The sequence below is a fragment of the Pelagimonas sp. genome, from assembly GCF_058892305.1.
Genome location: NZ_JBZXVN010000017.1, coordinates 48,158 through 59,614, shown reverse-complemented (window position 1 = coordinate 59,614; position 11,457 = coordinate 48,158). Strand labels below are relative to the sequence as shown.

Below are 11,457 nucleotides of genomic sequence, written 5' to 3'. Positions count from 1 at the left end.
GTATTCAATCTGATTTCCATCAGAGGAATAACTCCGATAGGTGCGATTGGCGACATATCTAGCAGTCTTTTCAGATATCGTTGTCGACCTGACGGTACGAATAAACTCTGGCGCTTTCAAGGGCTCCCAGTGCTCAACGTCATTTCCAATGCTTGCTCCACATGCTGTTAGCGTCAATGCAAGTAAAACGACAAGGAGCGCTCTCACCAGTTCCATCTCCACCAATATTTTTCTTTTACGAATGCGTTCAGGGTCTAAGACTGCCGCGAATTTTCGCCACTGTCCACATGCTTTAGTTGCCGCTCAATTTAGAATGTTGTCAATTTCAGGAAAGGGTCACCGGTTGCATTATCTAACAACGGCTGGCAGCCCAAACCAGACACGCGGTTTTGACAACTAGGACGAATTATTTGAACCTCGCCGAGGGTAGGCCAAGTAAGTTTTTCTGCGGGTTGAAACAGCGGGCATTCCGATTGCAACAACGTCCAACAAATCTTGAAGGGTGCTTCGTGAACAGAAAACCTTTTGCGGTGGGAATAACACCGCCCTTTCATTCCCTTACCGGCCAACAATTTCCGAAGGAAATGAAATGCCGCTGTTCAACGCCTTATGATAGATACCCGGGAATTAGGTTGTATGCCCCGTAGGGGACGTATTGACCACCCGGCAATTCCTGAATTGCAATATCGTCTACAGTCAAGTCCTGACCACCGATGATGATGGCAACGATTTGACCTTCAACGGTTAGTTCCGCTCCTGTTCCATCTGCCAATGGCATGATGGAGATGTCGTCTGTTTCAAGCAATGTTCCGGCAAGGCCTCTCACAAGGATTGTGTCCTCTCCAGGAGTGAAGTCTGTGATTATTGTAGGATCTAGCTTATTTGGTCCGTCTGAGATGACATCTTCATGTTCTTCAAAGGCTTCACTCGCGTTTTGCAAGACAAATAGGTCGTCACCCTCTCCGCCCGTCAGGTCATTCCCGTTGAATGAATGGATGATGTCATCGCCGTCGCCACCATCAATTGTGTCTCTCTCAAAATCAACAATCGTGTAGCTATCTCCGTGGTTCGAGTTTGTATCGACCCTCCCGCCATCTGCAAAAATGGTATCATTACCGTCGCCACCATTGACGGCATCGGACCCACCTCGGTTGGCGATCACATCGCCCGCATTGCTTCCGGAGATAGTATCGTCACCGTAGCTGCTTACGACCGTTGTTCCGAATCCGTTTTCGCTGTCACCGATTGTATATTCGATGGGCGTACCGTCATCGAATTCAAAACTGACCGTAAGAGTGATATCATCTAGGGTGAAGGGCGTGCCGCCAGATAGCCGGATAACCAGTTCGTCCCCAAGATATAGGTCGCGACCTAGTCCATCTTCCCGCTCAATAAGAGCGAATTCCCCCCCGTCTCCGTTGCTGACGCCCAGATCAACGAACAAGGTGTCTTCTGAAGGATCAAAATCGGTGATTTCGCTGACTGCCGTGTTCGACAGGCTCTCTTGCGCGATGAAGCTGTCTGACCCTAAGCCACCGGTGACGATGCTGCCATCGCCGAAACGCATGGTATCATCCCCAGCGCCCCCATCTATGAATTCGGCTAAAATATCGTCGTCACCGTCGTCGCGGCTACGATTGTTTATCACATCATCGCCGTCACCGCCCAAAATGGTGTCGGTGTTCGCACCACCCGACAAAGTGTCATTGCCTGCACCGCCTTCGATGCTGTCTTGGCCCGCCATCCCGAACACATCATCGTTGCCTGAGCTGCCAGTCAGCGTGTCGTTTCCATTTCGGCCATGAATCGAGTCATCGCCTGATCCGCCATCAACACTGTCATCACCATCATGGGCGTCGAGACGGTCATTGCCTTCGCCGCCTAAGATTGTGTCATTCCCATCAAAATATCCGTCGGGGTAATCCTCGTTCAAGTAGCCCCCCTCAAGGACCGTATCGTCGCCTGCGCCAGCATCGACAAAATCACTCCCCTCTCCCCCTACTAAGGAGTCGTCACCGTCACCGCCAAAGATTGTATCATCGCCGTTCAAGCCATTAATGGTATCATTGCCGTCACTACCTTCGATGCTTTCGGAAACATCAGGTGAAGGTATCGGTGCAAGGGGAACCTCAACCTCGTCTGCCTCGTTGACCTCATCGGATTCATTAGCATCAGACGATGCGAAACCAAGTAGTCCAATAGACAACACACCTGTAAGAATCAGCAACAATTCCATAGCACTCATCCAGTATAAAATTTTAAATCAAGGGAAAAATAGCAAACAGAAATAGGGGAAGCAAGCATTCCAAGTAATGTCACATCAGCATTAGATTGACCGCTGGCGAACAACAAAAACATGGCTGAATCTCATGAAGGTTAAAGGCGTGTCCAATCAGGCATTTCAGACACAATTTTAAAAAAGGAGGTTCTTCCGGCAATAATCCCGCTGGACAACGCGAAACCTCATGCTCGATTGTTTGCCCAATTTCTGTGTATATATTTTGTGGTGCATTTGGTCCGTTTTAGCCAGAGATATTTCATATGAGCACTAAAGCACTATTGCAACGACCAAGTTGGCAAAGCACCCCATTCACAAAGTTAGCTGTTCTGATGGGCGCTTCCGGCGACGAGGCTTCTAAGTAACAGCTATATGATTATTGTCGGCCTGACTTTGCAAATGTCGTTGGCTGCGCTTCGCGGACCTTCGCACGATCCAGGGTTGCGCCGGGGCCGCTCACTTCGACCAAGACGATCGGTGTCAGCCCAAAATGGCTGATGTCTGACGACTGTGAGCAGCCTCGCTACTGGTTCCAACTGTTTGCCTCCACTTACCTATAGCCGAAATTCATACCGAAAGAGATTTGTTTCAAAGCGCGACGCCCGATGCCTTCGCGAACATCACGGGTAGAGCACCCATACGTCATTACATACTCTTTCTGCTTGCCTAGTCGTGTAAAATCGGGCTTGGTTGGAATGGAACGAAAGAAATCTAGAAATTGGATTCTGGCAGAGGCTATGAAAAAAGGGCTTTCACTTATCATGCTGGTTGTGCTCGGCTTTGGTGTTCTGGGCTTCATTATAAAGGTAATTGTGGGGATTGATTTTGTTGACGAAAGCGTTTTCCCCGCCGAAATTCTCGCTCTGGCCGATGTTTCTTTTGCGATTTTTGTGGCCCAAACATTGGCGTTGGCGGCATATGATTTGCTAAAATAAATTGAACGAAATCTTTGGAAACATGGTTGGGCGCGCAATAGAGCGGGTTTAGGTCACGTTAACTAAAGGCGCACCCAGAGCCGGATGAATGTGATACCTATGAAGCCCAAGAGGCTATCGGCATTTTTGTTGCGGCATTCGTCTCTTCGGGCTCACTGCGAACATACGGCGGTGCTACGCAAGGTATTCGCCCAAGTTGTGCTGCCAGAGCAACACTGGATGACGAGAGACAGCCCGGAGCGGACACGGAGGGTTACGGAGAAACAAATATCTGGTTTAAAGTGACACTTAAACGTAACGAGTGAGATTTCGATGGTTATGCAATGAGTGGACATCAATGAATTGGCTCTCTCGATATTTTCGACTCTATATCCAAGCGTGTAGAAACCTGCTTAGTTTGTTTGTCTGGGCATTTGCAATAGGTGGTGTTTTATTCATCGGTATCGTTCTGCTTCATTATTTTTCTGTGTCGCCTAACTGAATACGCAGCGGAAGAGCTCCCACCTTCCGCAGCTACCACACAATCGCAAGCGACACCGGATGACCGCAGTCAGCCCAAACCAGACGTGTCGCTTGAATTCCGAGGCACCAATGCGGACTTTCAACTTGGGCTGATTGCTTCGACGTCAGACCTTAGACTGGATTGCGCGCAGTCTGGTACAGTGATTTGCACAAACGGTTCAAAACACAAAAGGTTTTGCTCCGGTTTTTTTGAGCCTCGAAAAGGTCAGCAAGTGTGAACGGCTGGGTAGGCAGCTCAAAAACGACCGATATTGGTGAAAAACTCGACCTAATAGACGTTGCGTTTAGCGATGAGTCACTCCCATCATACTGCCATGCGCGCGAACTATGGTGCTATCAACCACTTGCAGGGTGTCGGGAACCTCACCGCTCTGGCTCAGGGCTTCCAGGATTTCGTCCCTAGTCCTGACCAAGGCGGTGGCGGGTCGGTTTTGCGCCAGTTGGAGACGCGGATAGCGAGGAAAAAGTTTTAAAAAACGCCCATTCTTCGTCCGCCATCGGATCTCGTGCCAAGCTGGCCTCCATAGCAGATACTAATTTGAATCATGTTTGCTGTCCGTTGGGAAATCTTGTTGTCAACATGACCTAACGCACTGCACAATTGCCCCAGTCTTTACGAACGAACTTCCGGCCCTCAATCTCTAATGCCCCGGCGGCTAGAAGGATTTGCGAATAGGATGCAAATTCATAAGGACTTATGTCGGTAGACTTGAAAGTCTGTTGGATCTCCGCATCCGTTGTAGTGCAATCTCGCCCCAGAAAAAAGTCCTGAACAATTAGAAAACGTGCCTTGCTTGCTGACAAGTACGCTGGAGGCCTATCACATTTTCTGGTATTTGCTTCCAATCGGGCGTCAAACACGGAGAGCTTCCCCGTTTTCGTTCGCAATTCCCAAATCAAATCGATGCGTTCCTGCGCGGACGAGAAGCCAGCGGAAGTAAAGATTTTTCGTGTCCGTTCGAGCGGAATTGCACACCCATTCTGTTCCTCAACGACAGTTAATAGGGCAATTGCCCGCGTACTGGTAGACTGCGTCCCCCCGTTCTGACAAGCAACCAAGAGAAAAACACATAAAGTGGCGCAGGCCGCGCGGAGAGAAAAAGATGGGGAAATAGTCATTTGTTTACTCAGTCTATTTTTTAGGAACATAATTTCTTTTTTTTGGGATGTACGCAACTTCTGGATAACTGCGCATCTCCCAAAAAAGGCCGTTCAAGCCGTAGTAGGCGCTCGATCATACCGTTGGATCGCCCGCGATCTTGGGGTCAAAAAATACTGAGCTCGATATCATGAAACGGTAGCGTCAGAATTCCTTGTGATGCGATCATTCCAGTAATCTGGGCCTCGCTAAATCCGCTTTTTCGCATCCGTTTGCCCCTTCGAAAGGTTTAGAAAACTCGACATCAAGGTGAGGGAAGTTTCAGGGATCAGGTCATCCCGATTATGTATCTCCGCTAAAAAGTGCCGCCTAAATTCAATTTCACTATTGTCTTTCACTCTTTACCTTCTCGAGTGACAATTCATTGTCCCCTTTCGGAATTGCATCCAGCGTTGCAAACTCCGCTTCCAGCGTTTAGCTGCCTTCACGATTTGTAGTCTGCCTTATTCCAATCGGCACGACGTCTGTTCTTCGGGAAACACTTATTCCACGGCAATACGCCAATTTGCCTGTAGACCTCTTGCGTGGACAAAAACGCCCCACTTTACACGCCACGTTGACACGGGGGCCTCGGAAAATAGTGCGGCCGAACCACCCATTCCCCAAGCCCCCCCGGCCCCTTATCCCATCTTGCGCAAACGTTTGAACAGACTGGACGTATCCCAGCGACCGCCGCCCATTTTTTGGACGTCTTTGTAGAACTGATCAACAAGCGCCGTCACCGGCAAGGACGCGCCGGTTTCATCGGCTGTATCAAGGCAGATACCAAGATCCTTGCGCATCCAATCCACCGCAAACCCATGTTCGAACTCGTCATCAATCATGGTTTCAAAACGGTTGACCATTTGCCAACTGCCTGCGGCTCCGCCACCGATCACTTCGACAACCTCGCGCCCGTCTAGACCGGCTTTCTCAGCGAAATGCAGCCCTTCGGACAGGCCTTGAACCAAGCCAGCGATGCAGATTTGGTTGACCATTTTACACAGCTGCCCTGCCCCGCTTTCACCAAGACGTTTGCAGAGTTTCGCATAGGCGGACATGATCGGTTCAGCCCGCGCATAGGTCGCCAAATCGCCCCCACACATGATCACCAGCTGGCCGTTTTCGGCCCCCGCCTGACCACCCGACACTGGTGCATCGACAAAGGCGACCTCGGCGCTTGCCGCGATGTCGTGCAACTCGCGTGTTACCTTGGCCGATACGGTGGTGTGATCGACAAAAACGCTCCCCGCCGCCATTCCTGCAAAGGCCCCGTCTTTGCCCAAACACACGCCGCGTAGGTCATCGTCATTGCCAACGCAGGCCATGACAAAATCCGCGCCTTCCGCGGCCTCACGCGGTGATGGGGCCGCCTTGCCGCCAAATTCCGCCGCCCATGCTTCGGCCTTGGAAAAGGTCCGGTTGTAAACTGTTACCTCATGACCGGCTTTGGCCAAATGTCCGGCCATCGGATAGCCCATCACACCCATGCCCAAAAACGCAAGTTTCGCCATTCTCTGTCTCCCTCAACTCCCCCGCCCCTTGGCAAGCCGCCACACACGGGATAGGTCCAATCTCACCTTCAACTAACGCATGGTGAGGACAAGGGAAATGGTACTTGTGTTCCGGTGGCTGTTTCGGCTGACTGTCTTGGCTATTGTGGTGATCGTGCTGGGTGGCCTTACTGTGCGCTATCTCGCCGGGCGCTCGCTCCCCAATTATGACAAATCCCTGCCTGTGGCCGGGATCACCGCCGATATTGAGATCGTGCGCGACAATGCCGCCGTGCCCCACATCATGGCGCTATCGGATCGCGATGCGTTTTTTGGCCTTGGCTATGTCCATGCCGAGGATCGCCTTTGGCAAATGACGGTTCTTCGCCGCACAGTTCAGGGGCGGTTGTCCGAAATCTTCGGCACGCGCACGATCGAGACCGACACGCTGATGCGCCGCCTTGACCTTTACCCCCTGGCGGTCAAATCGGTGCCCCATCAGGACGCCGCGACATTGGATGCGCTTGAGGCCTATGCCGCTGGGGTCAATGCCCGCATCACAGAAATCAATTCCAATAGTCTTGGCCGCGGTGCGCCGGAACTCTTTGTCTTCAACGCGCCAATTGCCCCATGGCAACCGGCGGATTCCATTGCCATTGTCAAACTGATGGCGCTGCAATCGTCCGGCCACCTGCGCGAAGAGGTGCTGCGCGCCCGCACCTCGCTCTTGCTTGATGACAACCAGCGTCTGTCGGACATCCTGCCGGACATGCCCGGCGGCGGTATTGCGGCCCTGCCCAAATATGCTGATCTGGCCCCCGGCCCTTTGAAACGGTTCGCCGAAAATCAGGTTCCCCCGACATTCCTCCCCCCCATTCCCGAGCGCGGCTTGGCCGGGGCATCAAACGCTTGGGCGGCTGCGCCTGAACGCAGCGCCGGGCGCGGCACCCTCTTGGCCAATGATCCGCATCATGGCCTCTCCGCCCCGTCCTTTTGGTATCTTGCCCGCCTGCAATTGGCCGACGGCGGTGTGATTGGTGGCACTATTCCTGGTGTCCCGACCATCACCGTTGGTCGCTCTGAAAACCTCGCTTGGGGCGTGACCTCCTCTTATCTTGATGATCAGGATATTTTCATCGAAGAGTTGAACCCGGACGACCCAGAGCAATACCGCACGCCGGACGGGTTCAAACGGTTCGAAACCCGCAAATCCATCATCAACATCAAAGATGCGGCCCCGATCACCGTCACATTGCGCTGGACAGACAACGGTCCGGTGTTGCCGCGCTCGGTCTTTGACATCGACGCTGTGACGCCGCCGGGCCATGTCGCGACGCTAAGCTGGACGGCGCTATCGGCCCAAGACACGTCGATGACCGCCGCGATTGGATTGATGTCGGCGAAATCCGTCGAGGACGCGCTTGAGCTGTCCCGTGCCTATGTGGCCCCGGCGCAGAACCTAACGTTGATTGATCGTGACACCGTGGCGATGAAGCTTGTCGGGGCGATGCCGCGCCGCGATGTGGGCCATCAAAGCAAGGGTCGCCTACCGAGCCCCGGCTGGATCGCGGAGAACCGTTGGCAGGGCGTGTTGCCCTACACTTCGAACCCCGAATTCCTTGCCCCCGAGGGCGGGATTGTTGGCAATACCAACAACAAAACCATCGACCGCGCCTTTCCCAACCATGTCAGCTATGACTGGGGTGACAGCCAGCGAGTTCAACGCTGGCGCGGCTTGATGCAGGGGCGCAAGGTGCACACCCGTGATAGCTTTATCGAAGCGCAGCTTGACACCGTATCGGTCACCGCGCGCACCCTTTTGCCGCTAATAGGCCGTGACCTTTGGTACACCGGCGAAGCCGCCGCCGAAGGTACACCCGAACGCCAACGCCAACGCGCTCTTGATCTCTTGGCCAATTGGAACGGTGAGATGAACGAACATCTCCCCGAGCCGCTGATTTATAGCGCTTGGCTCCGTGCCCTTCAGGAACGTCTGATCCGTGACGATCTTGGCCCGCTGGCGGACAAGTATCACCATGTGGAACCCTTGTTCATCGAACGGGTGTTCCGCGATTTTTCAGGGGCGTCTAAATGGTGCGACATCATCCGGTCGGTCAAGACCGAAAGCTGTTCCGACATTTCGCGCCTCGCTTTGGATGACGCGCTGATTTGGATCAACGAAACCCACGGCTCTGCGCTGGAAAGCCTGCGCTGGGGCGATGCGCATGAGGCCACCCACGAACATCCTGTGCTTGGCAAAGTGCCGCTTGTGCATTTGTTTATGAACATCACGCAATCGACCTCGGGTGGAGATCATACCCTGCAACGTGGTCGCACCTCGGGCAAAGACCCCGAACCTTTTGCCAATGTCCATAGCGGGGCCTATCGCGGCGTCTATGATTTCGCCGATCCCGATAGCTCGGTTTTCATCATTTCGACCGGTCAGTCCGGGCATTTCTTGTCGCGACACTACGAAGATCTGGGGCAGCTCTGGCGGCGTGGTGAATATATCCCAATGTCGCTGGATATTGGGCTTGCTCGTGCGGCCTCGGTTGGGATCACGCGACTGGTCAAACCGTGAGCGGTGCCACGCATTTGACTGGCGAAGCGGCCTATGAAATAGCCATGGCCGCTTTGGGTCGATTGTGGCCGGATTGGTCCGGTGAGCTAATGCCGCTCAAACCCTTGACCCAACCGTTGCGCGCCACGCCTTTTCGGCTGTCCGGTGGGGCAAAACCCGCTGTGATCAAAGTCTGGGGTCCCGGCAATGCCTCCAAGGCTGCGGCCCAAGCCGCGCGCCAAGAAAAGGTCGCTTTGGCGATGGCTGCCGGTGTCAACCGGGGCGTCCCGGTTTTTGGATTTGACGCGGCGGCTTGTGCCCTTTTGATGCAGGATGTGTCTGGTGAAACCGTCGACCACGCCTTGCAAGAAACGCCGGATCGGCTCAATGAACTGGCCACCCGCGCAGGCACTTGGGTACGCGACTATCATGCCCTGTCCCTGCGCCCTGCCTCGTTTCGACCCGCTGGGCATATTGCATGGTTGGAAAAACTGCGCGCTCAGATTGCAGACGGTCAGCGAGATACCCCCGATCCAAACAGGTTTTGCCGTCTCGCGACTCAGGTCTGCGACCGCGCCATGACCTTGCGCAAGCGTCCAGCCCCCAAGGCCATCACCCATCGCGATCTCACCCTTGGCAACCTATTGGTTGATGATCAAAAAACTCTTTGGGGAATAGACTTCGAAAACAACCGCGAAGACGAGCCACTGCGCGACCTGTTTTCCCTTGCCGTTGATCTGATCGGGTTTTCCTCTAACGGCACACAGGCAAGCCAAACCTATCGCGGTCTCACACAAGCCTATGCCGATCGCGAAACCGACCCAGAGGTTCACGCGTTTTTGTTTCACTGTTTTGCGCTTGGGGTTTGGGCCAACACGCCGGCCACACCGTCAAAACGGCAGGCCAAGCGGTTTCGGGTTTCGCAGTGGATGTTGCAAAACCCTAACGCAATCGCGGGTTAAAGGCTTTCGAACCGCGCCTTGTCTTTGGCGGACCAGCGCAGGCTTAGATGATACCCATCCTCGTCCTGCCGCTCCGCTTCGATCAGGCCCTTTTCAAACAACCAAGCCCGCTCGCGGCCCTTTTCATAGCCAAGAACCAGCTCTTCGTCGCGCTTCTCTTCGCCAAGCGCACGGGTGACTTCGGTGAGGAAATCATCCAACCCTTCGCCGCTTAGGGCCGACACCGCAAAGATATGATCTTCTCGCTCAGCACGGGATCGGATCGCCTCGGCTTCCTCCGCGCCAAGCTGATCCATCTTGTTCCAAAGCTCAATCTGTGGTGTGCGTTCGTCCACTCCAAGACTATCCAGAATGGTCGCCACATCACGGGCTTGTTCGGTGGTTTCGGAATGGGAAATGTCGCGCACATGTACGATCACATCGGCGGCCAAGACTTCTTCCAAGGTCGCACGGAACGACGCCACCAATTCGGTGGGCAAATCCGAGATAAAACCAACCGTATCCGAGAGGATTACATCCGCTCCTGTGGGCAAGCGAACCGAGCGCATCGTCGGGTCAAGCGTGGCAAAGAGCATGTCCTTGGCCATGACTTCGGCCCCGGTTAAGCGATTGAAAAGCGTCGACTTCCCGGCGTTTGTATAGCCTACCAACGCCACAATCGGATAGGGAACTTTGGCGCGGGCCTTGCGGTGCAATTCGCGGGTTTTCACCACTTTTTCAAGCTGGCGACGCAGGCGAACAAGTTGTTCATCAATCGCCCGACGGTCGGCCTCGATCTGGGTTTCACCGGGACCACCGACAAAGCCCAAACCGCCACGCTGACGTTCTAGGTGGGTCCAAGCACGAACAAGGCGGGTGCGCTGATAACTGAGCGCCGCCATTTCGACCTGTAACACCCCTTCGCGGGTGGCTGCACGGTCCGAGAAGATCTCCAAAATCAACCCGGTCCGGTCGAGCAATTTGACCTTCCACGCCTTTTCAAGGTTGCGTTGTTGAACCGGCGTCACCGGGCCATCAATCAGCACCAACTCGACGTCATTGGCATGCAGCTTGGCTTTAAGCTCTTCGATCTTGCCAGACCCGAAAAGCATCCCCGGCTGAGGTTTCGACAAAGGCACAACATCGGCCCCCGCCACCTCAAGTTCGGGCAAGGCACGGGCCAATGACACAGCTTCGGCCAAGGCCATCGTGGCATCACGACGGTCCCTATCAATTTTGATGTCAGGATGCAGGACCCAAGCGCGGGTCACATGCGCAGCATGTTCCTTCAAGAGGCGTCTTCACCATCATAGAGGTTGATCGGCTGACTTGGCATAATCGTCGAAATCGCGTGTTTATACACAAGCTGCGACTGACCATCGCGGCGCAAAAGCACACAGAAATTGTCAAACCAAGTGATCACACCCTGTAGTTTAACGCCATTAATCAAGAAAACCGTGACCGGAACCTTGGTTTTACGAACATGGTTAAGAAATGCGTCCTGTAGGTTCTGTCTATCCGAAGCCATTGAATTGCCTTTATTCTTGCCATTGCCCCGAATGCGGGCCGTCCCTCGTCGAACGGAGTATG

At 53.8% G+C, this 11,457-nt stretch carries 7 protein-coding genes; 3 read left to right on the top strand and 4 right to left on the bottom strand.

Annotation, left to right across the window (positions count from 1 at the left end):
* Positions 1-607 precede the first annotated feature (607 nt).
* Positions 608-2,236: a calcium-binding protein gene (locus tag AC5EFR_RS06795; protein ID WP_493575118.1), complete on the bottom strand. Its 1,629-nt coding sequence runs from the start codon at positions 2,234-2,236 to the stop codon at positions 608-610.
* A 737-nt stretch (positions 2,237-2,973) separates the two neighbouring features.
* On the opposite strand from AC5EFR_RS06795, the gene AC5EFR_RS06790 reads away from it, so the two are divergent.
* A complete protein-coding gene (locus AC5EFR_RS06790) occupies positions 2,974-3,213 on the top strand; it encodes a hypothetical protein (RefSeq protein WP_493575117.1) in 240 nt (79 codons plus the stop codon).
* A 2,301-nt stretch (positions 3,214-5,514) separates the two neighbouring features.
* Here AC5EFR_RS06790 and AC5EFR_RS06785 read toward each other — a convergent pair.
* A complete protein-coding gene (locus AC5EFR_RS06785) occupies positions 5,515-6,387 on the bottom strand; it encodes an NAD(P)-dependent oxidoreductase (RefSeq protein ID WP_493575116.1) in 873 nt (290 codons plus the stop codon).
* 97 nt (positions 6,388-6,484) lie between these two features.
* On the opposite strand from AC5EFR_RS06785, the gene AC5EFR_RS06780 reads away from it, so the two are divergent.
* Positions 6,485-8,947 carry a penicillin acylase family protein gene (locus AC5EFR_RS06780; RefSeq protein ID WP_493575115.1) on the top strand — a complete coding sequence of 821 codons (2,463 nt, stop codon included), beginning with the start codon at positions 6,485-6,487 and terminating at the stop codon, positions 8,945-8,947.
* Positions 8,944-9,888: a phosphotransferase gene (locus AC5EFR_RS06775; protein ID WP_493575114.1), complete on the top strand. Its 945-nt coding sequence runs from the start codon at positions 8,944-8,946 to the stop codon at positions 9,886-9,888. Before AC5EFR_RS06780 ends, AC5EFR_RS06775 begins: the two co-directional genes overlap by 4 nt.
* Here AC5EFR_RS06775 and hflX read toward each other — a convergent pair.
* Positions 9,885-11,159: a GTPase HflX gene (hflX, locus tag AC5EFR_RS06770; protein ID WP_493575113.1), complete on the bottom strand. Its 1,275-nt coding sequence runs from the start codon at positions 11,157-11,159 to the stop codon at positions 9,885-9,887. The two genes, AC5EFR_RS06775 and hflX, sit on opposite strands and share 4 nt — an antisense overlap.
* A complete protein-coding gene (gene hfq / locus AC5EFR_RS06765) occupies positions 11,156-11,395 on the bottom strand; it encodes an RNA chaperone Hfq (RefSeq protein WP_097802888.1) in 240 nt (79 codons plus the stop codon). Before hfq ends, hflX begins: the two co-directional genes overlap by 4 nt.
* Positions 11,396-11,457 lie beyond the last annotated feature (62 nt).